The sequence below is a fragment of the Halobacillus kuroshimensis DSM 18393 genome (genome assembly GCF_000425705.1).
Lineage (GTDB): Bacteria > Bacillota > Bacilli > Bacillales > Halobacillaceae > Halobacillus > Halobacillus kuroshimensis.
This window is the reverse complement of record NZ_AUDY01000011.1, coordinates 222058-246750: the sequence shown is the minus strand read 5'-3', so window position 1 is coordinate 246750 and position 24693 is coordinate 222058. Positions and strand designations below refer to the sequence as shown.

23 protein-coding genes and 3 riboswitches are annotated in these 24693 nt (G+C 50.9%); of the genes, 3 read left to right on the top strand and 20 right to left on the bottom strand.

Translation table 11 applies throughout. The annotated features are described in order from the left end of the window. Positions 1–15 precede the first annotated feature (15 nt). Positions 16–1761, bottom strand: a complete 1746-nt coding sequence (locus tag H615_RS0113945; RefSeq protein WP_027955728.1) for an adenine deaminase C-terminal domain-containing protein — start codon at positions 1759–1761, stop codon at positions 16–18. 74 nt (positions 1762–1835) lie between these two features. Here H615_RS0113945 and H615_RS0113940 point away from each other — a divergent pair, with 74 nt between their 5' ends. Next, positions 1836–2090, top strand: coding sequence for a YgaP family membrane protein (locus tag H615_RS0113940; protein WP_027955727.1), 255 nt, complete (start codon positions 1836–1838; stop codon positions 2088–2090). A 148-nt stretch (positions 2091–2238) separates the two neighbouring features. Next, positions 2239–2349 (top strand): EYxxD motif small membrane protein, encoded by a 111-nt coding sequence (locus tag H615_RS22350; RefSeq protein WP_169516209.1) that lies wholly within the window; start codon positions 2239–2241, stop codon positions 2347–2349. Here H615_RS22350 and purD read toward each other — a convergent pair. The 14 genes from purD to H615_RS0113865 all read right to left on the bottom strand — a co-directional run bounded on the left by purD (position 2308) and on the right by H615_RS0113865 (position 15981). Continuing rightward, complete coding sequence (purD, locus tag H615_RS0113930; RefSeq protein WP_027955726.1) at positions 2308–3591, bottom strand: phosphoribosylamine--glycine ligase; 1284 nt, start codon at positions 3589–3591, stop codon at positions 2308–2310. The genes H615_RS22350 and purD overlap by 42 nt on opposite strands. 21 nt (positions 3592–3612) lie before the next feature. Then, complete coding sequence (gene purH, locus H615_RS0113925) at positions 3613–5145, bottom strand: bifunctional phosphoribosylaminoimidazolecarboxamide formyltransferase/IMP cyclohydrolase (RefSeq protein ID WP_027955725.1); 1533 nt, start codon at positions 5143–5145, stop codon at positions 3613–3615. Next, on the bottom strand, positions 5142–5720 hold the full coding sequence (purN, locus tag H615_RS0113920) for a phosphoribosylglycinamide formyltransferase (RefSeq protein WP_027955724.1): 579 nt from the start codon (positions 5718–5720) through the stop codon (positions 5142–5144). Before purN ends, purH begins: the two co-directional genes overlap by 4 nt. Beyond that, positions 5717–6721 (bottom strand): phosphoribosylformylglycinamidine cyclo-ligase, encoded by a 1005-nt coding sequence (gene purM, locus H615_RS0113915; protein ID WP_027955723.1) that lies wholly within the window; start codon positions 6719–6721, stop codon positions 5717–5719. Before purM ends, purN begins: the two co-directional genes overlap by 4 nt. Positions 6722–6733: 12 nt before the next feature. Then, on the bottom strand, positions 6734–8146 hold the full coding sequence (gene purF / locus H615_RS0113910; protein WP_027955722.1) for an amidophosphoribosyltransferase: 1413 nt from the start codon (positions 8144–8146) through the stop codon (positions 6734–6736). Then, on the bottom strand, positions 8122–10347 hold the full coding sequence (gene purL, locus H615_RS0113905) for a phosphoribosylformylglycinamidine synthase subunit PurL (protein ID WP_027955721.1): 2226 nt from the start codon (positions 10345–10347) through the stop codon (positions 8122–8124). Before purL ends, purF begins: the two co-directional genes overlap by 25 nt. Then, on the bottom strand, positions 10331–11014 hold the full coding sequence (gene purQ, locus H615_RS0113900) for a phosphoribosylformylglycinamidine synthase subunit PurQ (RefSeq protein WP_027955720.1): 684 nt from the start codon (positions 11012–11014) through the stop codon (positions 10331–10333). The genes purL and purQ overlap by 17 nt, the downstream gene beginning before the upstream one ends. Position 11015: 1 nt before the next feature. Beyond that, positions 11016–11261 (bottom strand): phosphoribosylformylglycinamidine synthase subunit PurS, encoded by a 246-nt coding sequence (purS, locus tag H615_RS0113895; protein WP_027955719.1) that lies wholly within the window; start codon positions 11259–11261, stop codon positions 11016–11018. Further along, positions 11249–11968: a phosphoribosylaminoimidazolesuccinocarboxamide synthase gene (gene purC, locus H615_RS0113890; protein WP_027955718.1), complete on the bottom strand. Its 720-nt coding sequence runs from the start codon at positions 11966–11968 to the stop codon at positions 11249–11251. Before purC ends, purS begins: the two co-directional genes overlap by 13 nt. A gap of 64 nt (positions 11969–12032) precedes the next feature. Continuing rightward, positions 12033–13325, bottom strand: a complete 1293-nt coding sequence (purB, locus tag H615_RS0113885; RefSeq protein WP_027955717.1) for an adenylosuccinate lyase — start codon at positions 13323–13325, stop codon at positions 12033–12035. A 10-nt stretch (positions 13326–13335) separates the two neighbouring features. Beyond that, positions 13336–14463 (bottom strand): 5-(carboxyamino)imidazole ribonucleotide synthase, encoded by a 1128-nt coding sequence (purK, locus tag H615_RS0113880; RefSeq protein WP_027955716.1) that lies wholly within the window; start codon positions 14461–14463, stop codon positions 13336–13338. Next, positions 14453–14944 carry a 5-(carboxyamino)imidazole ribonucleotide mutase gene (purE, locus tag H615_RS0113875; RefSeq protein ID WP_027955715.1) on the bottom strand — a complete coding sequence of 164 codons (492 nt, stop codon included), beginning with the start codon at positions 14942–14944 and terminating at the stop codon, positions 14453–14455. The genes purK and purE overlap by 11 nt, the downstream gene beginning before the upstream one ends. A 107-nt stretch (positions 14945–15051) precedes the next feature. Then, positions 15052–15152, bottom strand: a riboswitch (purine riboswitch). Between the two features lie 81 nt (positions 15153–15233). After that, entirely contained in the window at positions 15234–15443 is a 210-nt protein-coding gene (locus H615_RS0113870; RefSeq protein WP_027955714.1) for an NETI motif-containing protein, read from the bottom strand. Further along, positions 15403–15981 (bottom strand): DUF2179 domain-containing protein, encoded by a 579-nt coding sequence (locus tag H615_RS0113865; RefSeq protein WP_027955713.1) that lies wholly within the window; start codon positions 15979–15981, stop codon positions 15403–15405. Before H615_RS0113865 ends, H615_RS0113870 begins: the two co-directional genes overlap by 41 nt. Before the next feature lie 140 nt (positions 15982–16121). On the opposite strand from H615_RS0113865, the gene H615_RS0113860 reads away from it, so the two are divergent. Further along, complete coding sequence (locus H615_RS0113860) at positions 16122–16547, top strand: Hsp20/alpha crystallin family protein (RefSeq protein ID WP_027955712.1); 426 nt, start codon at positions 16122–16124, stop codon at positions 16545–16547. An 87-nt stretch (positions 16548–16634) separates the two neighbouring features. Here the strand turns inward: H615_RS0113860 and H615_RS0113855 are convergent, their stop codons facing one another. The 5 genes from H615_RS0113855 to H615_RS0113835 all read right to left on the bottom strand — a co-directional run bounded on the left by H615_RS0113855 (position 16635) and on the right by H615_RS0113835 (position 24532). Next, a complete protein-coding gene (locus H615_RS0113855) occupies positions 16635–17969 on the bottom strand; it encodes an NCS2 family permease (RefSeq protein WP_027955711.1) in 1335 nt (444 codons plus the stop codon). A 154-nt stretch (positions 17970–18123) separates the two neighbouring features. Beyond that, positions 18124–18226, bottom strand: a riboswitch (purine riboswitch). Between the two features lie 79 nt (positions 18227–18305). Then, positions 18306–19844, bottom strand: coding sequence for a glutamine-hydrolyzing GMP synthase (guaA, locus tag H615_RS0113850; RefSeq protein WP_027955710.1), 1539 nt, complete (start codon positions 19842–19844; stop codon positions 18306–18308). Positions 19845–19972: 128 nt separating this feature from the next. Then, positions 19973–20074: riboswitch (purine riboswitch) on the bottom strand. 35 nt (positions 20075–20109) lie between these two features. Further along, the gene (locus H615_RS0113845) at positions 20110–22305 is read right to left on the bottom strand and encodes a DUF4129 domain-containing transglutaminase family protein (protein WP_027955709.1); all 2196 of its coding nucleotides are present in this window, start codon (positions 22303–22305) and stop codon (positions 20110–20112) included. Next, positions 22305–23570 carry a DUF58 domain-containing protein gene (locus H615_RS0113840; protein WP_027955708.1) on the bottom strand — a complete coding sequence of 422 codons (1266 nt, stop codon included), beginning with the start codon at positions 23568–23570 and terminating at the stop codon, positions 22305–22307. The genes H615_RS0113845 and H615_RS0113840 overlap by 1 nt, the downstream gene beginning before the upstream one ends. After that, complete coding sequence (locus H615_RS0113835) at positions 23567–24532, bottom strand: AAA family ATPase (protein ID WP_027955707.1); 966 nt, start codon at positions 24530–24532, stop codon at positions 23567–23569. Before H615_RS0113835 ends, H615_RS0113840 begins: the two co-directional genes overlap by 4 nt. Positions 24533–24693: the final 161 nt, after the last annotated feature.

Sequence of the window (24693 nt, the reverse complement as noted above, 5' to 3'; positions counted from 1 at the left end):
CATCCCACTTATATTTTAACGCATTATTGAAGGAAAGAGTACCTCTTTCTTTTTCACATCGATGATTCCAAGTGGTGTGATCCGGATAAATGGAAGATGCGTCGAAGACAGGAATAAAAGCGTATAAACAGGATCGGAAAAGGCGAATCCATAAGCTTTTAAATGGTTTTTCAACGATTCTTCTTCTTCCATCAGTGTATTCATCGGCTTGTCGGACATGACTCCTCCAAGCGGAAGAGCCAGCTCAAAGATGACCTCCCCTTTGTCGACGAGTACGATGCCGCCGCCGATTTCTTTCATCCGGGCAAATGCCGTCCTCATATCCGCTTTTGACTTCCCGGTCAGAACAAGATCGCCCGTACTGCTGTATGAACTGACAAGGGCACCGAGTGAGGTTGTGAATCCTTTGATCAACGTGTTGACCTTCCATTCACCTTCACGGTCCATCAGCATGAGAAATCCTTCGGAATGATCCTCCGGCAGACGTTCCACACCTGTATCCGTATCCACCGCATAAGGCTTCATGATGACGTCATTGACCATTTCAAGGCCGACCGGCATGGAAAACTGCAGATCCTGTTCAGTGAGATCCCAGTCCAGGTTCAGCTTATCGATTCCGTTTTTCTTCCATTTCACAGGAGATGGGGTTTCTACAGCCTGTCCATCCTTTTTCACCCATTCGCCTTTCGCAAGAACAGCATGGGGCGTCGGATTATCCGGGCTGGATAAAAAGTTCAAATGAGCGACCCGTCCGGCGTTCAGGCTACCGACGCGGTTCTCGATCGTAAAATGACGGGCGGAATTGTACGTCGCCATCATATAGGCGTCAATTTCCGGAACACCGGCATCGAGAGCGATCTGAATACATTGATTGATCAGTCCTTCACGATAAAAGCCAGGCGTCGACCCGTCCGTCGTGTACATCATGTGGTCGAACTGCTGATGTCCTTTTTCCATAAGTCCCTGTAGAATATCCGGCAGATCGGGACGGATGGAAGAATAGCGCAGTCCTGTCTGGTAACCGATAGCGAGACGATTCAGCACATCATCAGCCGTCATCGACTCGTGCTCGGAATCCATGCCGAGCAGCCGCATCTTCACCAGTGTTTTCTCTGATGCGCCGGGCAGATGGGCTTCAAGCGGCTTTCGGGCCCGCTTCGTTTCCTGCATCCAGTGGAGGATCTGCTCGTCTCCGTTATACAAAACATCCGGCCAGGCCGTCAGCTCTCCGCCCTGAATGACAGCGTCGTGCTCAATCCACGATTCGATCTGCTCATCAAACGCTTCTCTGTCCTCATCCTTTAATACGGACTGAGGATCAAAACGCGCCCACCAGTACATGGAAGCAGGCAGGTTCATAAATTCTTCAAGCAGAGAAAACGCTTTCTCTTTGTCCGTTAAAAAAAGCCACATCAAGTTGTCATTAATGAGCGTTGTCGTTCCCGTGGCGGCTGCATATTCTCCAAGGCTCTGGGGATTATATAACTGGAATGGATGGGCATGCGGTTCAATGTAACCCGGGACGATCCAGCTGTCCCTGCCATCAATCACTTCCGTTCCTTCTGTATGGGCAGGAAGCTCCTGTCCCGTATATATGATACGGTCTTCATAAATCCAGATATGACCGGTCATCCACTGTTTCAAATACACGTTCAAGTATGTCGTATGGGTAATCAGTTTCGTCGGCGCCACTTTACCGTCCATGACAGCTGCATGTTCCCGCAGCTGACGGTTGCGCCAGCGAAAGCGTGTTTCGTTCATGGAGCGTACCTCCCTGATTTCATTATGTTCTATCGTAACACAGGATATTCCAATCTGCTAAGGAGGAACCTGTTATGAAACCGAATATCGGCCTGATCAACAGCATGATCCGGATCACAGCAGGCTTCAGCATGCTGACGTACTTGACGATCCGCGGAGCGCGCAAGGAAGGATCTTCCTCCCACCCGCTGCTGATCATGATGGCTTCCTTGAAGATCGCGGAAGGCATCGTACGTTTCTGCCCTCTCACTGCTTTATATGAATCAGCAGCCATAGAGACAGACGGAAAAGAAGAACCCTGGGCACAGAACCTGCCGGATGACGCTTGAAAAGGTGGGAATGATCGATGATGTTTCTGCCTCTCCTCTATCTTTTCAGCCGTTATAAGAAGAAGAAGGACGAACAGAAAGAGGAACCAGCAGGATAATAAAAAGAGCGGGGACATGCCCCGCTCTTGCTTATAAAGGATGAATGAACGTGTACTTTTTAGAATATGTGACCGATGTCGGATTCGTCATTCTCACGATCATCGGGACGATTGCCGCTTTAGGTGCGGTGTTTCTCCGTTCCCGCAGAAAAAAGAGTTGACCTTCCGATATCCCGGCGGTAGAAAAAGTCATCAAACGTATCGAATACTTGAAGAGAGCGGTAGGCCTTGTCCAGCGCTTCTTCGGTATTCCCGCCGAGACTGCCCGCAAGCAGAACCCGCCCGCCGTTTGATACATATCCTTTTTCATCGAGTGCGGTTCCGGCGTGGACAAAAAACGTGGACTTGTCTGTTTTCAGCTCCGGAAGCAGACGACCTTTATCATAGGACCCCGGATAACCTTTGGAAGCAACCACCACACCGGCACAGAACTGCTTTTTCCAGGTAAGTTCCGGATCCTTTCCGTCAAGAACATCAAGAAGGACCTGGACGAGGTCGTTTTCCAACAGGGGCAGGACCACTTGTGTTTCCGGGTCACCGAACCGGGCGTTGAATTCAATGACCTTCGGACCTTCCTTCGTTTCAATCAATCCGGCATAGAGAATCCCTGTAAAGGATCGATCTTCCTCGACCATCGCATTGGCGGCTGGGCGGACAATCATTTCAAGCGCTGTCTCATAGGATTCCCTGGACAGTGTCGGAACGGGAGCATATGCGCCCATTCCACCGGTATTTGGTCCTTGGTCCCCTTCAAAGGCACGCTTATGATCTCTTGCCGGAACCATAGGGTAAACGTTTCCTCCACGGACGAAGGCCATTAAGGAAAATTCATCTCCATCCAGGAATTCCTCAATAACCACTTCACGGCCTGCTTCCCCGAAGCGGCCGGCCCCGAGCATTTCTTCAACGGCCTGCTCTGCTTCTTTGGCGGATTCTGCTACAACGACCCCTTTGCCGGCGGCCAGACCGTCCGCCTTGACGACGATCGGCGCGCCTTTTTCAGCGATATAGGCTTTCGCTTTATCCGCATCGGTGAACGCTTGATAATCCGCTGTCGGGATGTCGTATTTTTTCATAAGCTGCTTGGCAAAATGCTTGCTTCCTTCAATGAGAGCTGCACGACCGCTCGGGGCAAAAACAGGAAGGCCGGCCTTTGTGAACGCATCAGCCAGACCGGCGGCAAGTGGATCTTCCGGGCCGATAATCGTCAGACGAATATCCTTTTCCTTCGCAAACGCCACAAGCGCTTCCTGGTTTCCTTCATCAATGGTGATGCACTCGGCCTGTTCGGTCATGCCGGCGTTTCCGGGAGCCGCATATAACCGCTCCACCCGGTCACTTTCCGCAAGCTTCTGGATCAGACTGTGCTCCCGGCCGCCGCGTCCAATTACTAAAACGTTCATCGTCCTTCATCCTTTCTGTATTTAATGCTTAAAGTGACGCATTTTCGTAAAGACCATGGCGATGCCGTGCTTGTTGCAGGCATCGATGGAATCCTGGTCACGCTTCGATCCACCCGGCTGGATGATGGCTGTGACACCGGCAGCTGCTGCCGTTTCCACCGTATCCGGCATCGGGAAAAAGGCGTCGGACGCAAGAATGCTTCCCTCTGCTTTTTCTCCCGCCTGTTCAAGAGCAATCTTGGCAGCACCTACCCGGTTCATCTGACCGGCCCCGACGCCAAGCGTCCGGTCGCCTTTGGCTACGATGATGGCGTTGGATTTGACGTGCTTCACGACTTTCCAGCCAAGCTTCAAATCTTCCATTTCCTGCTGAGACGGCGCGCGTTCGGTCGCCACCTCCAGATCAATCTGATCCAGCGATCCTTCATCCGTATCCTGGACAAGCAGGCCGCCGTTCACGGTCGTCAGCTTATGGGACGGGCGGTCGGAATTCTTCATATCCACCTGGAGTAAACGCAGATTCTTTTTCTTTGTAAGAATGTCGAGCGCTTCCTGGCTGAAGGATGGAGCGATGATGATTTCAAGGAAAATCTCCTTCAGCTTGGCGGCTGTCTCTCCATCGACTTCCCTGTTCAGCGCGACGATTCCTCCGAAGATGGAAACGGGGTCTCCTTCATATGCTTTCGCATAGGCTTCATACAGATTTTCACCAACACCGACGCCGCACGGGTTCATGTGCTTTACAGCGACAGCTGCAGGCTCATTGAATTCAAGGACGACTTCAAGCGCCGCATTGGCATCCTGGATATTATTATAGGAAAGCTCCTTGCCGTTCAGCTGCTCCGCTTCTGCAAGGGACGTTCCCTCCACCGCTGCTTTCTTATAAAAAGCAGCACTCTGATGCGGGTTTTCTCCGTAACGGAGGGACTGGACTTTTTCATATGTAACGGTATACGTCTCTGGATAAGCCTCTTCCGTCAAATCAGAGAAGTATCCAGCAATCATGCTGTCATAATTTGCGGTATGACGGAACACCTTGGCTGCCAGGCGGCGGCGTTCTTCATAGGGAAGTTCTCCCTGATTAAGGCCTTCAACGACCGTTTCGTAATCAGATGGATCGACGACCACCGCGACATCTTCAAAGCTTTTCGCCGCTGCCCGCAGCATTGTCGGACCGCCGATATCGACGTTTTCAATCGCTTCTGCTTCGGTCACACCTTCTTTGGCGATTGTTTCTTTGAATGGATACAGGTTTACAGCCACAAGATCAATGGTCTGGATATTCAGTTCATCCAGCTGCTCCATATGCTCTGTGTTGGAACGCTTGGCCAGCAGTCCGCCATGGACGGATGGGTGCAGCGTTTTGACACGGCCATCCATAATTTCCGGGAAGTCGGTCACTTCAGAAATGGACAGCACCGGAATGCCGGCTTCTTCAATAGTCCGCTTCGTTCCGCCTGTGGAGACGAGTTCATAGCCCAGGTCATTCAGGCGGGCGGCGAAATCTGTTAATCCCTGTTTATCGGATACGCTTAAAAGGGCGCGTTTTTTCATTTGTATTCCTCCTTGGGTAGTAAAGACTGGATGACTTCTGGATAAAGGCGGTGCTCTACGGTCTGGATGCGGCGCTGGACGTCTTCCCTGCTGTCATGATCATAGATAGGGACAGGCTCCTGGGCAATGATCGGGCCAGTATCCACTCCGTCGTCGACAAAATGAACCGTCACGCCTGTCACCTTCACCTGTTTGTCGAGCGCCTGTCCGATCGCATCTTTTCCTGGAAAGGCCGGAAGAAGAGACGGATGTATGTTCATAATCCTTCCTTCGTAAGGGGCCAGCAGCGTCGGTCCGATCAGGCGCATATAACCGGCAAGGACAATCCATTCCACCTGCCTTGAGCGCAAATCATGCAGAATCGCTTCTTCGTAGGCGGATTTATCTGGAAACAGTTTCGGCGTGTAGACGACGGTATCGATTTCATGGTTCTGCGCTTTTTCAATCACCGCTGCCCCGACCCGGTCACAGACAAGCAGAGCGACGCGGGCATCAAGCTTTCCTTCTTCAATGGCTTTCACGATGGCATCAAAGTTGGAGCCGGTACCAGAAGCAAAAATCGCCAGCTGCTTCATATCAGCTCCACCCCCCGCCCCTTAGTCACGCGTCCAATGACCTTGGCTTCAGGACAGGCTGCCAACGCCTGTTCCACTTCCTCTTTGCTGATGACCGCTGCCATACCGATGCCCATATTGAAGACCCCGTACATTTCATCTTCCGCGATGGAACCCTGCTCCTGTAAAAAACGGAACACAGGCGGTACGTCCCAGCTCCCCTGCTCCACAGCAGCTCCGAAACCTTCCGGAAGCATGCGGGGAAGATTTTCATAAAAGCCGCCGCCGGTAATGTGGGCCAGTCCTTTCACATCGACCGTTCCACGAAGTTTCTTGACCGAATCAACGTAAATGACGGTCGGAGTCAACAGCACCTCACCAAGCGGCTGTTCCATCCCCGGATACACCTGCTCCAAATCAAGCTCTTTCACGAGTTTTCTTACAAGCGAAAAGCCGTTGGAGTGGATGCCTGAGGAAGGCAGGCCGATGATGACATCCCCTTCCCGGACCGACGCCCCTGTAACCAGCTTGTCCTTATCAGCCATACCAACGACAAACCCGGCCAGGTCGTATTCCTCCGCGTCGTACATGCCCGGCATTTCCGCCGTTTCTCCACCCACAAGGGCAGCACCTGATTGTTCACAGCCGTCCGCAATGCCTTTGACAATCTTTTCGATACGGGCGGGGTCATTTTTGCCACAGGCGATATAATCGAGAAAGAGCAGGGGATCCGCTCCCTGCGCCGCAATATCATTGACGCACATCGCTACGACATCCACCCCTATCGTATCATGACGATCGAGTTCAAAGGCGAGTTTGAGCTTCGTCCCCACCCCATCCGTTCCTGTGACAAGCACCGGATGATTGTAGGACATCCCGCTGATATCAAATAACCCGGCGAAGGCTCCAAGCCCGCCGATGACTTCCTTGCGCATCGTCCGGCTGACATGCTTTTTCATCCGCTCCACCGCTTCATAACCGGCTTCGACATCGACGCCGGCCTGTTTATAGGATTGACTCATCTGTATACCTCCCTACGCTTTCTCATATGGATGCATCGTATTCGGATAGATTTCGGTCGGATAATTCCCCGTAAAGCAGGCCATGCAGCCGCCGTGCCTCAAGGATTCCTCTCCCTGATAGATGCTCTCGTTCAAGCCTTCCGTCGATAAAAAGGCGAGGCTGTCCGCACCGATCTGTTCTTCCATCTCCTGAAGCGAATGGTTTGCGGCGATCAGTTCCCCGCTGTTGGATGTATCGATTCCGTAATAGCACGGGTTCTTGATCGGCGGTGAGGCAATTCTGACGTGGACTTCTGCGGCCCCTGCTTCTTTCAGCATCTTCACAATCCGTCGGCTGGTTGTTCCACGTACAATCGAATCATCGACCATGACAACCTTTTTCCCTTCAACGATCCCCCGGACAGCAGAAAGCTTCATCTTCACGCCCTGCTCTCTCAGCTCCTGGGACGGCTGGATAAACGTCCGGCCGACGTAACGGTTTTTGATGAGCCCGAGCTCATAGGGAATTCCTGAAGCCTCGGCATATCCGATGGCGGCTGAAATACTGGAATCCGGCACCCCTGTTACGACATCAGCATCAACAGGCGCTTCTTCAGCCAGTGTTTTGCCCATCCGTTTGCGGGAGGCATGGACATTCTTTCCATCCACATTGCTGTCAGGCCGGGAAAAATACACATATTCCATCGAGCAGAGTGTCCGCTGGATCGGTGCTGAGAATCGTATAGAATCAATGCCGTCATCAGAAATGACGAGCATTTCACCAGGATCGATTTCCCTTTCATACGTCGCACCGACAATATCGAAGGCGCACGTTTCTGAAGAAACCACCCAGCTCCCCCCTAAATGGCCGAGGCTGAGGGGACGGAGGCCGCGTGGATCGTTAGCGACGAACATCCGGTCTTCGGTCATTAACAAAAAGGCATAAGCTCCCTTGATCATGGAAAGGGCTTCTGTAATGGCCTGCTCCAACGGCAGATGACGCGCACGCTTGATCAGGTGGGCGACAACTTCTGTATCCGACGTCGTCTGCAGAATGCTGCCCTGTCCTTCCAGCTGGTTTTTCAATGCCTGGGCATTCACAAGGTTGCCATTGTGGGCAAGGGCAAGTCCGCCGGTCTGCGAACGGAACAGGAGCGGCTGGATATTTTCATAGCCGCCATCTCCCGCTGTCGCATAGCGCACGTGACCGATGGACGCATGCCCCTGCAGATCTTCCAGCTGGTTTTCAGAGAATACTTCATTGATCAGCCCGTGGCCCTTGGCAAGCTTCAACTGCCCGCCATCCGTCGTTACAATGCCCGCGCCTTCCTGGCCGCGGTGCTGGAGAGCGTGGAGACCATAGTACGTCAGCTGGGCAGAATCCGGATGACCCCAGACACCAAAAATCCCACATTCTTCATTTAAGCCTTTGATTTCACCAAGCATGAAAGAGCTCCTTTCCAAGCTGTTTTCAGCACAGATGTCTTTTCCTCCATTACAACGTCTTTCTGCTTCACTGTATACATGCCATCGTCCGTCACTGTACCGATCTGCTGCGCTCCAGGTGCGGCCTGCTCAAACGCGTCTTTGTTTTCCGGATGGATGGTCACAAGGAATCGGGACTGGGTTTCTGCGAAAAGGGCTGTCGTGATATCACCTTCGATCGTGACATCACAGCCAAGCTCCTGATCGAATAACGTTTCCGCAAGAGCTACAGCCAGTCCACCTTCGGAAAGGTCATGAGCAGATTCGACAAGACCAGAGCGGATCGCTGTCAGCAGCTGGTTCTGACGCAGCGCTTCGACTTCTAAATCCAATTCTGGTGCTTTTCCAAAATGCCGGCCTTCAAACAACCCCTGCAGCTCGCTTCCTCCGAATTCCGGTTTCGTTTCCCCGATCACATAAATGAGGTCGCCGGCGGCTTTCGCGTGGGAGCGTGTGATATGGCTGACATCCTCAATTAAACCGACCATACCGACAATCGGTGTCGGATAGATGGCCTGTCCGCCAAACGATTCATTATAAAGACTGACGTTCCCGCTGATGACTGGAGTGCCGAGCATACGACAGGCTTCACTCATCCCATCGACGCTTTTTTCCATCTGCCAGAAAATTTCCGGGTTTTCCGGAGATCCGTAGTTCAGACCGTCCGTAATTCCAAGCGGACGGCCGCCGGAGCAGACAATATTACGCGCCGCTTCTGCCACGGCAATCTGTCCGCCCACTTCCGGGTCGAGATAAATGTAGCGGGAGTTACAATCCGTCGTCATGGCCAGCGCCTTGTTCGTACCACGAACACGAAGCACCGCGGCATCAGACCCCGGTGAGACGACTGTGTTCGTCTGGACCATGTAGTCGTACTGGTCATACACCCACTCTTTACTCGCAATTGTCGGCTGCTGCAGAAGCTCAAGCAGTGTTTTCGTATAATCCGTCACGACCGGCTTGAAATCTTCCATACGTTGAAACTCTTCATAATACTCCGGTATTTTGGACGGCTGGTGATAGACCGGGGCATCCTCTGCAAGGGAATCCACTGGAACATCCGCAGCCACTTCCCCGTGATGTTCAAGGCGGAAGCGTTTCGTATCGGTCACCTCACCGACCGCAACGGCTTCAAGATCATACTTCCGGAAGACAGCAGCAATTTCCTCTTCCCGGCCCTTCTCAACGACTAAAAGCATCCGTTCCTGCGATTCTGAGAGCATCATCTCATAAGCCGTCATGTTCTCCTCACGCTGCGGAATGTGATCAAGATTCATTGTCATGCCGGTTCCCGCTTTACTCGCCATCTCACTGGCGGAGGAGGTTAGACCAGCGGCGCCCATATCCTGAATGCCGACAAGGGCATCATGATGAATGACCTCCAAACAGGCTTCAATCAGCAGCTTTTCCATAAATGGATCGCCGACCTGGACCGATGGACGCTTCTCTTCAGACTCTTCCGATAATTCTTCAGAAGCGAAGGTCGCTCCGTGGATCCCGTCCCGGCCGGTTTTAGCCCCGACATACATGACCGTATTTCCGATACCGGCTGCAATCCCTTTTTGGATATCCTTATGATCAATCAAACCGACACACATCGCATTGACGAGCGGATTGCCGTTGTAGGCGTCGTCAAACTGGACTTCCCCGCCCACTGTCGGCACACCGACACAGTTGCCGTATCCGGCGATGCCGCGTACGACTTCTTCAAACAAATATTTCACCCGTGGACGCTCAAGCGATCCAAACCGGAGAGAGTTCAGTAACGCTACAGGACGTGCGCCCATGGAAAATACATCACGCAGAATACCACCGACCCCTGTGGCTGCTCCCTGATAGGGTTCAACAGCAGACGGGTGGTTGTGGCTTTCGATTTTGAAAACCACGGCCTGGTCATCTCCGATATCGATGATTCCGGCTCCTTCCCCGGGGCCCTGAAGGACATGGGGACCTTCTGTCGGAAATTTCTTCAACAGCGGTTTGGAGTTTTTGTAGCTGCAGTGCTCCGACCACATGACTGAAAACAAACCGGTCTCTGTATAGTTCGGACGGCGGCCGAGAATCTTCACAACAGAGGTGTATTCTTCATCAGTCAGACCCATGTCTGCATATAAGCGGTTCTGTTCAATCGTTTCCGGACTGATCTCAAGCGTTGATGGCATAGTGTTCCCTCCAATAGGTCAAAATCGATTGAAAAAGCCGAAGGCCGTCATCGGTGCCGAGCAGGGCATCGACCGCCCGCTCCGGGTGCGGCATCATACCGAGGACATTGCCTCTTTCATTGACGATACCAGCAATATCACCGGCCGATCCGTTCGGGTTCGTCTGATAAGTGAAAACCACCTGCTTGTTCTCACGAAGGCGCTCAAGCGTTGTCTGGTCACAAAAGTAATTGCCGTCTCCATGGGCAATCGGAATCTGGATTTCTTCCTTCTCTTTATACTGCTGCGTAAACGGTGTATCGGCATTTTCTACGATCAGCGTTTCAGTATGACACATGAACTTCAGTTTTTTGTTCGGCAGCATCGCTCCCGGCAGGAGGCCCGATTCCAATAAAATTTGAAACCCGTTGCATACGCCAAGCACCGGTTTCCCGGCCTCTGCGGCAGCACGGATCTGCTCAACGATGGGAGAAGTCGCTGCCATCGCTCCGGAACGCAGGTAATCTCCGTAAGAAAAACCACCCGGCAGAAGAACGGCATCATAGTCTGCTAGATTCGCTTCCTGATACCAGACAAGATCTGCGTCTGCACCAAGTTCATCTTTGACGGCATGGTACATATCACGGTCACAGTTCGATCCTGGAAAGACGACGACGGCACATTTCACGTCAGCCAGCCTCCTCTATCGTATACGTATAGTTCTCAATGACCGGATTGGCGAGAAGCTGATCACACATCTTGTCGATTTCGGCTTCCAAATCTTCCTTATCATCAACGAGAACCTCCATATATTTACCGACACGGACGTCGTGAACGTTATTGTACTCCAGTGATTTCAAGGAATGCTGAACGGCCTTGCCCTGCGGGTCCAGGACCCCTTCTTTCAACGTAATGTGAATCTTTACTTTGCGCATACGCTCTCCTCCAGTCGTTGTAAAATCCGTTCATACGTATCTGTCAAACTGCCAATTCCTTCACGAAAGACGTCCTTATCCATTTTTGTGCCTGTTTCCAAGTCCCAGAGCCTGCACGTATCCGGGGAAATTTCATCAGAGAGGACGAGACGGCCATCAGAGAGAAAACCGAATTCCAGTTTAAAATCGATCAGCTCAAGACCAGCTTTCTGAAAAATGCTGCTCAGATGCTCATTAATGAGAAGCGCCTGTTCCTTGATCAAGGTGAGGTCCTGTTCACGAATCCCCGTCAAATGATAGGCGTGGACATCATTGATCAGCGGATCATTCAGTTCATCATTTTTATAAAAGAGTTCAAGAATGGGTGGTTGAAAGAGTGTCTGTTCAGAGATACCGAGGCGGCGGGTGATGCTGCCTGCGGCTTTATTGCGGACAACGACTTCGAGCGGAACGATGTCTGTCTTGTAGACGAGCTGCTCGGTTTCGTTTAAAGCTTGAATGAAGTGGGTCTTGATGTGTTGTTGATGTAAGGATTGAAAGACTTTTGAGGTAATCAGGTTGTTCAGACGGCCTTTGCCGGGGAACGACTCCTTTTTCTTTCCATTAAAGGCGGTCGCATCATCTTTATAGGATAAAATCAACTGTTCAGGATCGTCGGTATGGTACACACGCTTCGCTTTTCCTTCATATAAAAGGGAACCTTTCATAAAAGCAGCACCTCACTTGTTAAGGATTGTTAGGGAAGGACCTGCATCCGCAGGTCCTTGATGATTACAAACCAATACGATCGAAAATACGGTCCACCTGTTTGAGATGGTGCTTATAGTCAAAGCAGGCATCCAGCTGCTCTGAGGAAAGCGTCGACGTGATCTTCTCATCCGCTTCGATCAGCTCACGGAACGGAATGCCCTCTTCCCAGGCTTCCATCGCCTTCGGCTGCACAAGATCGTAAGCTTCCTCACGCACCATGCCTTCGTCAATAAGGGTAAGCAGCACACGCTGGGAGAAAATCAACCCGTAGGTTTTCTCCATATTCTCCTGCATACGCTCCGGGAAGACCGTCAAGTTTTTCACGAGCCTGCCAAAACGGTTCAGCATATAGTTCAGGGCAATGGTCGCATCCGGAAGAATGATCCGTTCGGCAGAAGAGTGGGAGATATCCCGTTCATGCCAGAGCGGCACATTTTCAAACGCGGTCATCATTTCTCCACGCAGTACGCGGGCCATCCCTGTCATGTTTTCCGAACCGATCGGGTTCCGTTTGTGGGGCATCGCAGAGGAACCTTTCTGTCCTTTCGCGAAATACTCTTCCACTTCGCGCGTTTCCGTCTTCTGAAGGCCGCGGATTTCTACAGCGATTTTTTCCATAGATGTAGCAATCAAAGCCAGGGTGGACACGTAATGGGCGTGGCGGTCCCGCTGCAATGTCTGCGTGGAGACAGGAGCAGCAGCCAGTCCAAGCTTTTCACAGACGTACTCTTCGACAAAAGGATCGATGTTGGCATACGTACCGACCGCACCGGAGAGCTTTCCGACTTCGATCTGTTTGATCGCCAGGTCGAGACGCTCAAGGTTACGCTTCATTTCTTCATAATAAAGCGCCATCTTCAAGCCGAATGTCGTCGGCTCTGCATGGACCCCGTGTGTACGGCCCATCATGACGGTGTGTTTATGTTCCTGTGCTTTTTCACCAAGAATATCAATGAAGTTGACCAAGTCGCGGCGGATGATTTCGTTCGCCTGCTTCAGTTGATAGGACAATGCGGTGTCGACAACGTCCGTAGAGGTCAGTCCGTAATGGACCCATTTGCGTTCTTCTCCGACCGTTTCGGAAACGGCACGCGTAAAGGCTACAACATCATGTCGCGTTTCCTGTTCGATTTCATGTATGCGGTCGATGGAGAAGGATGCTTTTTCGCGCAGCTTTTCGACATCTCCCTTGGGAATGATGCCAAGCTCACTCCATGCCTCACAAGCCAACAGTTCAACTTCAAGCCAGGCCTGATAACGATTTTCTTCCGTCCAGATGGCTCCCATTTCCGGGCGTGTATAACGTTCAATCATAGTCTTCCTCCTACCAATAATGGATCTGATTTTGTTCGATGCGTTCATCGATCTCTTCGAGTGTGTCACTGATGAAGGTCAGGTGCCCCATCTTGCGTGTGGTCCGGGCTTCTTTTTTCCCGTAGTCATGCAGGTGGCAGCCTGTATAGTATTCAATCCGGTCATTGAGAATGCCGCGGTGTTTTCCGAGGACATTGATCATCACGGCTGCGCCAAAAGTATGTACCGGCAGCAGCGGCAGTCCACAGATGGCACGGATATGCTGTTCGAATTGCGAGACACTGCACGCTTCAATCGTGTAGTGTCCGGAGTTATGCGGACGCGGCGCCATTTCGTTGATATAGATATCATCGCCGCTGACGAACATTTCCACAGCAAACGTCCCGACAACGCCGATACGTTCGGCCAGGGCCTCAACGGCGGCTTTCGCTTTATCAAGGACAACGTCCGACACCTGTGCCGGAACCCGGGTTTCATGGAGAATCTGCTGTCTATGGATATTTTCTGCAAGAGGGAAATAAACGATACTTCCATCCTGTCCGCGGGTGAAAACCTGGGAGATTTCAAGATCGAAAGGAATCCACTGTTCCACGATATACGTGCCGCCTTCTTTCAGAAAAGAAGAGAGATTCTCAAGATCTGACTCCTGTTCGAGTTTCAGCTGACCTCTGCCGTCATAGCCGCCGCTGATCGTTTTCATAACTGCCGGATATCCAATCTCTTCGACGGCCTGACCGGCTTCTTCCGACGTATGGACGATACGGTATTCCGGTACAGCAAGGCCGGCGTCTACAGCAAAGGCCTTCTCTTTCTCACGATTCTGTGTCACCTCGAGGGCAAGCGTGCCCTGGGGAAGCTTGTCTGCTTCAGCAAAAAAACGGGAAACACCGGCGTCCACATTTTCAAATTCGTAGGTGACCACCTGGCTGATTGTATTCAACCGCTCTGCTGCTTCAAAGTCATCATAGGCAGCTACAATATGATGGTCGGCCACCGGTGCACATGGGCAGTCTTCGGATGGATCAAGCACAGCAATCCGGTACCCCATATGCCTGGCAGCGAGCGCCATCATTTTTCCAAGCTGGCCGCCTCCGAGGATTCCGATCGTCTGACCTGGACGGATGACATTAATATTCATCGAGCTCCCTCCTCATATTTCCGACTTTCTCCTTCATCCGGCTGCGGTACTCCTCCAGCCGTCCAGCTGTTTCTTTATCAAAAGCGCCGAGCATTTGAGCGGCGAGAAGCCCGGCGTTCTTAGCCCCGGCCTTTCCAATCGAGACGGTGGCTACTGGAACGCCGCCGGGCATCTGGACAATGGAAAGAAGTGAATCCATGCCTTGAAGCGATTTTGATTCAACCGGTACCCCGATGACAGGGAGCGTCGTTTTAGAAGCGACCATTCCAGGCAGATGGGCGGCTCCCCCTGCGCCGGCAATAATGACCTTCAGCCCTTTCTGCCGGGCGGTTTCACTGTATTCAAACATATCTTCCGGTGTCCGGTGGGCGGATATGATTTCCTTTTCGTAATCAACGGCCAGTTCATCCAGGACGCTGCAGGCTTCCTGCATCGTATCCCAGTCCGAAATACTTCCCATAATGATCCCAACTTCAGCCATGCGCTCTCCCTCGTTTCTTTGTGAAGTAACATAAAAAAAGCCTGCCCGACCGCTCAATCAATGAGAGGAGTCGAACAGGCATACGTCGGCCAAGGCCGGCCGGGCGCCGCTGACATAACTCCCCTCATAGTCCGGGACTTTACGGTTCCCAGGTAGAGACGTGCGGGCCATATCCCCGCCTTATATGAGGTCGTCTATGCAATTCTGTATTTATCATATCAAGAATCACTTTTGGCTGTCAACGCCATTGTCGAACAATGACATTTTATAATTAACGAATCGTTCGGTTTTACTGTTTAACCGCTTGAAATACGATCGTTTTTCCTACAGGCTCCATGACTTTTTCCCCGTTTCGGATTTCTTCACGGAAAACCGGCTCTTCCATGCGGCGGACAGGCATATAGCCTTGTTTCTTCATGCGGTCGAGACAATCATCGATCGTTTCATTTTCCTGCACTTCAAAACGCATTTTGCTGTTCCTGCTGTTCTTTTTGGGCATCGCGGATCTTTCCTCTCTTTACAGACTTCACCCAGAAGCCCCCGTGAATCTGCTTTGGTTCATACGCAACAATGAAGGCTTTTGGGTCAATCGTACGGATGGTTTCATATAAACTGAGTTCATACTTTCGCGGAGTCAGAATCTGCATTGCCAGACGGTCTCCCTCCATGCCGTACGCGTACCAGCTCGTCACCCCGTACCCTTTATCACGGAGCTGACGGGTAAATTCGATATCCGGGTTCGAGGAGATGACGTTAACTGTAATATACCCGAGGGCGAGCTTCTCTTCAATCTTCATACCGACAATCACCCCTGTACCGTAACCGACAGCATAGGCAATAACGTTTTCAATCTGGTCCAGGCGGTCAAGCACGATGCCCAGTCCGTAAATGTACGTGACGATTTCAAACATTCCGATAAACGCTGCGAAATACCGCTGTCCTTTTAATGTGAAAATCATACGAAGGGTAAAAAAGGATACATAAACGATGTTCACCGCTAATATGATGGCGATGAGTACAAGTGGGTTTTCAAACAATACAGACAGCCTCCTTTGCCGGGATAAAGTAAAAATCTGTCACCCGGACCGCTTCTCTTGCATACACTATAAACCATGAGAATAAAGGGGCACAACCGCTTTTCACCGCAATTACAGACAAATCTTGGAGGTGCATGCTGATGGACCAGTTCAAGGATTGGAAAGGAAACTTCGACCGTTTCTTCGGCCAGGAATTCTGGGGCGGCTTTGAAGGGATGATGAAGCCTGCCATACCGGCTGTCAACATTTATCAATACGATAATGAGCTGCTTTGTTTCGTCAACATTCCCGGCATGGACCACCCGAAAAATGTCGATGTTCTCGTCGACCACGCCACGTTGACATTGAAAGGAAAAATTGAAATCAACAACCGGGGCGGTCATCAGATCAAAGCAGAAATTGCCGACGGTACATTTGAACGTTCCATCGACCTCCCCTACCCCGTCCGGCATGACAAGATAGAAGCCACCTACAGACACGGACTGCTGGTCGTCCAGCTTCACCGCTACATCCCTGATTCATCAAGACAGAAACCGATCACCATCCGCCACCTGGAGGATGAATAAAACCGGCGCCTGACAGAAGGCAGCCGGTTTTTTTATACCTTGACGGGGAAGTCATCCAAGAGTGCAGCACTCTTTTCATAGACATCCTTATGCAAGGAAAATGAAATATAAGACGAAAATGACAAAAAGGAAATACATGATCGGATGAATTTCTTTGGATCGTCCTTTTAAGATCATCGTAATCGGATAGAAGATAAAGCCGATGGCAATCCCAGTGGCAATGCTGTACGTCAATGGCATAGCTGCAATCGTAAAGAAGGCAGGGACGGCAATTTCAAACTCATCCCAGTCAATGCTCTTCAAGGTGGACGCCATCAGCACTCCGACAATGATCAAAGCAGGTGCGGTAACTTCAGCAGTTACAACAGCGAGAAGCGGAGAGAAGAACAGGGCAAGCAGGAAAAATCCTGCCGTCACGACAGAAGCAAAGCCTGTTCGTCCACCTGCTCCGACACCCGCGGTGGATTCAATGTAGGACGTCGTCGTCGAAGTCCCGACGACTGCTCCGACGACCGTAGCGGCGGAATCGGAGAACAGCGCACGGTTGGCCCGCGGCAGTTTGTTATCCTTCATAAACCCGGCCTGGGTGGCTACAGCGACAAGTGTACCGGCCGTATCAAAGAAATCGACGAAAAGGAACGTCAGGATGACTACGAGCATCTGGATCGTGAAAATATCCCCAAAGTGTGTCAACGCTGCACCAAACGTCGGTGCCACACTCGGCGCTGGACTGACAATGCCGCCAAGACCAGACGGTGGATCAATCAAGCCCGTGAGAATCCCCATCAATGACGTCAGCACCATCCCATAGAAAATGCCGCCCTTCAATCCGACAGCAAGCAGGATGACACTGACAATGATTCCGAAAACAGCGAGAAGCGTCGGTCCGGCGGTCAAATCGCCCAGCTGAACCAGTGTCGCGTCACTGTTCTGTACGATCCCGGCGTTTTGAAAGCCGATAAACGCGATGAACAGCCCGATCCCCGCTCCGACAGCGAGCTTAAGGTTTCCCGGGATGGCATCAATGATCATCGTCCGCAGGCCGGTTACCGTTAACACAATAAAAATAAGTCCAGAAGCAAGTACGCCGGCGAGCGCTGTTTCCCATGGAATACCAAAGCCGAGCACAACCGTATACGCAAAGAATGCGTTCAGTCCCATACCGGGTGCAAGAGCAATCGGATACTTCGCAAACAATCCCATAATCAATGTACCCACCGCGGCTGCTACGGCTGTAGCGGTGAATACGGCTCCCTTATCAATACGAGTGACCCCTTCAGGCAGAGCCTCAATGCCGTCCAGTGCAAGCGTGGACGGGTTGACGAACAAAATGTAGGCCATAGCGAGAAACGTTGTCAGACCCGCCATGAATTCAATCCGATAGCTCGTTCCCATTTCCTTAAACTTAAAAAACTTACTCATTTGTAAATCCTCCCCTTTTGTCTTCCGTCGCCTTTCTTATTGGGTCTCTTTATTTTTATGTTGACCCGTCTCCCACAAAAAAAGACACCCCTGGATAAAATCCAGGAGTGTCTGTAGATACGAGGATAAACGGACGTCTGCAAATGCGTACAGGCAGGCGCCCATTCACCAGCGTAGTCAGACCAATTTACGGCGGTCTGGTAGAAACTCATGGGCCTTATCCCCAAAATTATACGAAGGTGATGCGTTATTGAATTGTCTTTATCTTACATCGTTCGACAAGAACTGTCAACACTATTTCCGAACAATAATCAACAAAAACCCTTTAACGTTCGATTATTCCCATTCAATCGTTGCAGGCGGCTTACTTGTCACGTCATACACGACGCGGTTGATATGATCGACTTCATTCACGATACGTGTCGATATTTTCTCCAGCACGTCCCATGGTATGCGGGCCCAGTCTGATGTCATGCCATCAATGGACGTAACAGCACGGATCCCGATCGTATAGTCGTAGGTGCGCTCATCTCCCATGACTCCGACCGATCGGATATCAGGCAGCACAGTGAAATACTGCCAGATGTCACGGTCCAGCCCGGCCTTTTTAATTTCATCACGAAGGACGAAGTCAGATTCACGAACGATTTCCAGTTTTTCCTCTGTCACTTCTCCTAGAACCCGGATAGCAAGACCCGGGCCGGGGAACGGCTGACGCCAGACGATATGTTCAGGTACACCAAGCTCCGTGCCCAGCGCACGTACTTCATCCTTGAACAGCGTATTCAAAGGTTCGATCAACTGGAATTCCATATCCTCCGGAAGACCGCCGACATTATGGTGGGATTTGATCGTCTGAGCGGTTTCTGTTCCACTTTCAATAATGTCGGTATACAGTGTACCCTGGGCAAGGAAGTCAATGTCCTTCAGCTTTTCTGCTTCATCATCAAACACATAAATGAACTCATTGCCGATGATCTTCCGCTTTCTTTCCGGATCGGATACACCGTCAAGTTTGCTCATGAACCGCTCTTTGGCATCAATTTTAATAATGTTCATGTTGAAGCCGTCGCCAAGCGTGCGCATGACGTCATCGGCTTCGTTCTTACGAAGCAGTCCGTGGTCGACGAAAATACACGTCAGCTGATCTCCGATCGCCTTATGGATCAACGCAGCTACAACAGAAGAGTCAACACCACCGCTCAACGCGCAGAGTACTTTACGGTCACCTACCTGCTCACGGATTTTTTCCACTTCCATTTCAACGACGTGTTCCATCGTCCAGTCGTCCTTCGCATCGCAGACGTCGAAAACGAAGCTGCGAAGAAGATCATTCCCATATTCTGAATGGCGGACCTCCGGGTGGAACTGGACGCCGTACATTTTTGCATCCTCGTGGCTGATGGCAGCTACAGGACAGGAACGGCTCGTCGCATCCACACGGAAACCTTCAGGAGCTTCGATTACTTTGTCACTGTGACTCATCCATACGGCCTGTTCTTTTGGTGTCTTGCGGAACAAGACTGGGTCCTCTGTAATGTGAATGTCGGCTTTGCCGTATTCGCGTTCCTTGGCCCGTTCCACTTTCCCATTAAAATGGTGGGTCATCAACTGCATGCCGTAACAGATGCCGAGCACCGGAATACCCAGTTCAAAAATCTGCTCATCACAGCGGAAGCTGTTTTCTCCATATACGCTGTTCGGCCCACCGGAAAGGATAATGCCGCTCGGATTCAGCTCCTTGATTTTCTCTATGCTCATCTTGTGTGAATGCAGCTCGCTGTACACACCGAATTCGCGGATTCTTCGTGTGATCAACTGGTTGTACTGACTTCCAAAGTCGAGTACGAGAATCATCCCTTGTACGTTTTCCATATACGTTCCACTCCCTGTACCAAGATTGGTCCTGCCTGTTTCTCTCTTCCCGTTCCATAAAAAAATGGACTCCTGCCTCTTGTATGCAGCATACAACGAAGGCAGAAATCCATCCATGTCAAGACATGTCATGTGACTCCCACCTTCATAGTCAGGGCATTTACGGTGCCCCGGTAGAGACTTTCGGGCCTTATTCCCGAGGATATACGAAGGAAGAATTCTATCTGATAATTTTCACTTATTCTATCAACCGTCTTGCAAGGAATCAAGACAATGTCTTTTTAATTAAATTTTCCCATAATTCCGTTACTTTCTGCCACTGGGTCTTCTGGGATTCATTCCCATAAATCACACGCTCATAATTACTCGTCAACCGCCGCATTTCATTGGATTGAAAATGCTGGTCCACTTTCAAGGCGTAATCACGGAGTGTTTGATCAGGCTTCCGTTTCAACCCTTTATGATTCAGTACTTTCAAAAGGAAGTGGTAGGCCTTTTCATACGTCTCTTCGTCTTCACTACGGCGGTAGCGGCGGATCAGAAGCGCGGCCATCCAGCGGTAGCGGGTGACATAAAGCAGAATCCCAGCGGCCAAAAGAACGGTACCTGTCAGGACTGCCGTAAAGGTCGTCGATCCAGAAGAAGAGGCTGCATCCGCATTTCCAGAGGCTTCATCTTCTTCCTCCACCTGCTGAGGATTCCCCATCGTTTCATCCTGCGTATCATCTGCAGCACCTGCTGCCGGATCTTCTTCGGTCTCCTCCACATCGACATCCGTGTAAAAATCAGCGTTGTTACTGAAGCCCTGTGTCGGTTCAAAAGGAACCCAGCCTACGTCGGGAAAGTACACTTCCACCCAGGAGTGCGCATTTCCACTCGTAACTTCATACACGTTCTGGACTCCGTCTCCTTCTTCATTTTCCACGGAATCGATCCGCTCACCGCCTGTAAAGCCTTTGACCCAGCGGGCCGGGATCCCTTCTGAGCGGAGAAGGACAACCATGGACGTCGAGTAGTTGTCACAGTATCCAATCTGTGATTCAAACAAAAATTGATCGACATAGTCTTCGTCATCGCCTGGAACCGGGACATCCGTCGTTGAATATTCAAAGCCGTTGGCTGAAAAGTAACGCTCCACGGCCTTTGCCTGATCATACCGGTTGTCCTCTCCCTCGACAATCTGGGAAGCCAGATTGCGGACGCGCTCCGGCAGATTCTCTGGAAGCTGCAGGTATTGATCCCTGATTTCCTGTGGATCATTATTCCCGGATTCACGGAGCTGGCTGTACTCAAAAGAAGGAAACTCATACGTCAATTCAGCTGTACTGATTTTCGCAGGAGCATCCCCCTGGTACGTATCCATCTCCCCCGTGTTACTGTGGACGCGGAGGTTGAACTCCCCTTCTAAATTCCCGACGGAGGTAAGACCGTAGGGATAAACCAGTTTTCTAAACGAAGCGAACCTTGTCATTTCAATCTGCGCTGTCTGCGTTTCCGTTTCCACTTCTTCAGTGAACGTGGAGAATGGAATATCAAAAGGGTCTGTCGTCATGACCGGCTGCTCCAGCGTATCCGTCCAGCCTTTTCCTGTATACGTATCCTTCGATTCAATCCGCCAGTAGCGGTCCCCATCAATGGTCGCCGTGAAGATCGGCGTATCATCCTGCACAAACGATCCGCCGAGCTGGCTGTCATCCTCGCCATACCCGACCTTCTGGATTGTCCGCCCCCCTCCGGACCCTGTCCCTCCTGCGGCACTTTCCAAATATGGAACCGGATCCGGCCACTGTGGAGCAAACTTGGGAGACGCATAAGCCGCTGCGGAAGAAAACAAAATGACTCCAATCAAGGGGAAAAGCCACACCTTGGCTTTATGAAGCCCTTTGAATACAATGGATTCCTTATCCATTTCTTTCGCAAAGCTCGACAGTCCGAGCGCCGCCATCCCGATCACGAAGGTCCGTATAATCGCCCAGCTGCCATCATAAACCGTAAATGTATCAACAACGGCAACGAAAAGAATCGTAAGAAGCACGAAAAAGAACATGCGGCGCGCAACTACGAACCAGTAATAAAGAAGGTAGCTCATAAGCCACAGTAAAATCAGGAACAGCAGGCTGCGGAAAAGCGGCGTCATCTGCCACCATTCCTGACCACTGATCATCTGAATATTAAAGGTGACCTGCTCGGTAAGAACGGCGAACCACCCCGGGGAAAAGATCAGTTCCCCGATGTACAGTCCGTCCAGAATAAATGCCACACCCAGTCCTTTTAACGGCATCGATAGATACCAGGGGACTTGTAAAAAGGAAACAAAAAAACAGAACGCCGCAAAGATAAAGAAAATCCGGACGTCATCCGTCTGGGAAATCATTTCAAGCGGCCGGAGCCATTCACAGAACAAAAGAAAACCGATGCCGTAGAGAATCATCCGGTAAACGGTGGAATGACGATCCTGCATTACGTGTTCACCTCGAATTCCTTTTGTGTCATCTGCTCTTCGGATAAGAGATTGACCACCACACCACGGCTTTTCAACTGCTTGATCAGCTGGTGATCCTGAAAGGTCATCCGTTCATGCGGGCGTACATAAAAAAAGACGAGCCGCTTGCTTTTCTTCGCCAATTTCGAAAGCGCTGCCTGGACATCCCGGTCCAGCTCATGGCTGACAACCATCAAGAGAACACCGCTTGGCACAGAGGGGCGTTCGCGCTCAAGCTGACTGGCAAACGGCTGCTGCCCCACCGGCCTTACCCGGGCCAGATGTCCCTGGATCTGCTGCTGGCGGGCCGGATCCTGGTGATAAGGGAAATACCGGCGGTCCTCACCAAGCGTCATGAATGACAGCGGGGAAGACTGCTGGTGAAACTCCTTCACAAGCGACGCTGAAAATTCGACCGCTCCTTCAAAGCTCAAAATGTCCATATCCGAATGGGCGCCCGTATTTAAGATCATCAGCATCTCCACACTTTTTTCCTGTTCGAACTCTTTTGTCATCATTTCGTTTTTCTTCGCCGTCGTTTTCCAATCCACCCAGGCAAAGCGGTCACCCGGCATGTATTCCCGGACACCGGTGACGATATTGGTATTTTTCTCATTGAGTTTAAAAGAAGGACTTGTTCCCTGCTCAAAGCTGTAGACCCGGTCCTTCATTTTTACCGGGCGTACGTATGGGAACACGAGAAGTTCATTCGTATGCTTGTACACCTGTTCTTTTTTTACAAATCCGAAGAAGTCACCCGTTTTCACACGGATTGCCTTGAAGGCATGGGCACCGCGCGGGACCTTTTGAAGTTCGTAGCGGTACGAAATCCGCCGGCTGAACCACGGAAAAACGACTTTCTTGATATTCCGCTGTTCATGATACATTTCTGTTTTCGTCATATCCTTGTATTTCTCCAAGTGTTCATCCACCTTTTTCAAGGATGGCGGAAGATATTCTTCAATTACACAGTAATAAACCGGGAATGGGAACCGCCGCTTCAGCGTCACCTCCACTTCCACCGTTTCCCCGCCAAGGGCATAACGCCTGGACAACTGGTGCTCAACCTCCCATTTCCGGATCGGGTATACGAGAACACCGATCATATAAAGAAGGAACGGGAGAAACGCATAAAAAAGAAACCAGCTGACAAATCCGCCTTGAAACATCGCATACGAGAACAGGGCCGTAAACAACAGAACGACGACAGCCCCTTTGCCGGCAAGGCTGAACGTCTGCTTCATTCCCCGGTCGTCCTTTTCACCGGAATCGAAGTAGCCGTGAGAAGCTCCTCAATGATAGAGGCGGACGTCTTCCCTTCAAACCTCGCTTCGGACGTTAAAATCATCCGGTGGCCGAGCACATACGGAGCCATGAACTGCACATCGTCCGGAAGCACATAATCGCGATCATGGACAAACGCATAGGCTTTGGCCGCTTTCATCAAAGAAATCGATCCCCTCGGACTCACGCCTAAGTAGACTCCTTCATGGTGACGTGTTCCTGTAACAAGGTCTACGATATAACGATGGACGGAGCGGTCCACATAGACCTGGGCGGTTTCCTTTTGAAGCCCCACCAGTTCTTCTCTTGATATCACAGCTGAGATTTCTTCAATCGGATGACTGTTTGACGTACGGGCAAGCATTTCCATCTCCTGCTTCGGTGTAGGATAGCCCATTTCCATTTTCAAAAGAAAACGATCCAGCTGTGCTTCCGGCAGCGGGTAGGTTCCTTCATATTCGATAGGGTTCTGGGTTGCCATGACAAAGAAAGGCTCTCCGAGCTGGACTGTACTCCCATCCACGGTAATGCTCGTCTCCTCCATCCCTTCCAACAGGGCGGACTGCGTCTTCGGCGACGTCCGGTTGATTTCATCGGCCAGAACGATGTTTCCGAGAATGGGGCCTGGACGGAACTCGAACTCCAATGTCTTCGGGTTATAAATGGAAACACCAGTCACATCTGAAGGCAGCAGATCCGGTGTAAATTGAATTCTCTTAAAATCACAATCCAAGGATTTCGCAAGCGTTTTGACAAGCATCGTCTTCCCTACTCCAGGAACATCCTCAAGCAGAACATGCCCCTTTGCCAGAAGGGCCACAACGCTCAAAAGCGCTGCTTCTTCCTTTCCAATCATCACTTTTCTAATATTGTTAAGTACCTCGGTTACTTTCGGCTGATAGAGAAACGTTTGCTGAGACATTTGATGTACCCCTTCCTCCCTGACGCACTATTTTTCAGAATTATCACGCTCATTTCCACTATACTATATCCCTATCTATGGAACAAAGAAAGAAGCCGATGGGTATATCAGGAATTGAAGGGTCTTCTCCCTTTTCAACAAAAGTTAAAAAAGATTATATA

Bases quoted from the DNA above. Each gene is read 5' to 3' on its own strand.
- H615_RS0113945 (WP_027955728.1), bottom strand. From the start codon at position 1,761: ATGAACGAAACACGCTTTCGCTGGCGCAACCGTCAGCTGCGGGAACAT.
- H615_RS0113940 (WP_027955727.1), top strand. From the start codon at position 1,836: ATGAAACCGAATATCGGCCTGATCAACAGCATGATCCGGATCACAGCA.
- purD (WP_027955726.1), bottom strand. From the start codon at position 3,591: ATGAACGTTTTAGTAATTGGACGCGGCGGCCGGGAGCACAGTCTGATC.
- purH (WP_027955725.1), bottom strand. From the start codon at position 5,145: ATGAAAAAACGCGCCCTTTTAAGCGTATCCGATAAACAGGGATTAACA.
- purN (WP_027955724.1), bottom strand. From the start codon at position 5,720: ATGAAGCAGCTGGCGATTTTTGCTTCTGGTACCGGCTCCAACTTTGAT.
- purM (WP_027955723.1), bottom strand. From the start codon at position 6,721: ATGAGTCAATCCTATAAACAGGCCGGCGTCGATGTCGAAGCCGGTTAT.
- purF (WP_027955722.1), bottom strand. From the start codon at position 8,146: ATGCTTGGTGAAATCAAAGGCTTAAATGAAGAATGTGGGATTTTTGGT.
- purL (WP_027955721.1), bottom strand. From the start codon at position 10,347: ATGCCATCAACGCTTGAGATCAGTCCGGAAACGATTGAACAGAACCGC.
- purS (WP_027955719.1), bottom strand. From the start codon at position 11,261: ATGCGCAAAGTAAAGATTCACATTACGTTGAAAGAAGGGGTCCTGGAC.
- purC (WP_027955718.1), bottom strand. From the start codon at position 11,968: ATGAAAGGTTCCCTTTTATATGAAGGAAAAGCGAAGCGTGTGTACCAT.
- purB (WP_027955717.1), bottom strand. From the start codon at position 13,325: ATGATTGAACGTTATACACGCCCGGAAATGGGAGCCATCTGGACGGAA.
- purK (WP_027955716.1), bottom strand. From the start codon at position 14,463: ATGAATATTAATGTCATCCGTCCAGGTCAGACGATCGGAATCCTCGGA.
- purE (WP_027955715.1), bottom strand. From the start codon at position 14,944: ATGGCTGAAGTTGGGATCATTATGGGAAGTATTTCGGACTGGGATACG.
- H615_RS0113870 (WP_027955714.1), bottom strand. From the start codon at position 15,443: ATGCCCAAAAAGAACAGCAGGAACAGCAAAATGCGTTTTGAAGTGCAG.
- H615_RS0113860 (WP_027955712.1), top strand. From the start codon at position 16,122: ATGGACCAGTTCAAGGATTGGAAAGGAAACTTCGACCGTTTCTTCGGC.
- H615_RS0113855 (WP_027955711.1), bottom strand. From the start codon at position 17,969: ATGAGTAAGTTTTTTAAGTTTAAGGAAATGGGAACGAGCTATCGGATT.
- guaA (WP_027955710.1), bottom strand. From the start codon at position 19,844: ATGGAAAACGTACAAGGGATGATTCTCGTACTCGACTTTGGAAGTCAG.
- H615_RS0113845 (WP_027955709.1), bottom strand. From the start codon at position 22,305: ATGCAGGATCGTCATTCCACCGTTTACCGGATGATTCTCTACGGCATC.
- H615_RS0113840 (WP_027955708.1), bottom strand. From the start codon at position 23,570: ATGAAGCAGACGTTCAGCCTTGCCGGCAAAGGGGCTGTCGTCGTTCTG.
- H615_RS0113835 (WP_027955707.1), bottom strand. From the start codon at position 24,532: ATGTCTCAGCAAACGTTTCTCTATCAGCCGAAAGTAACCGAGGTACTT.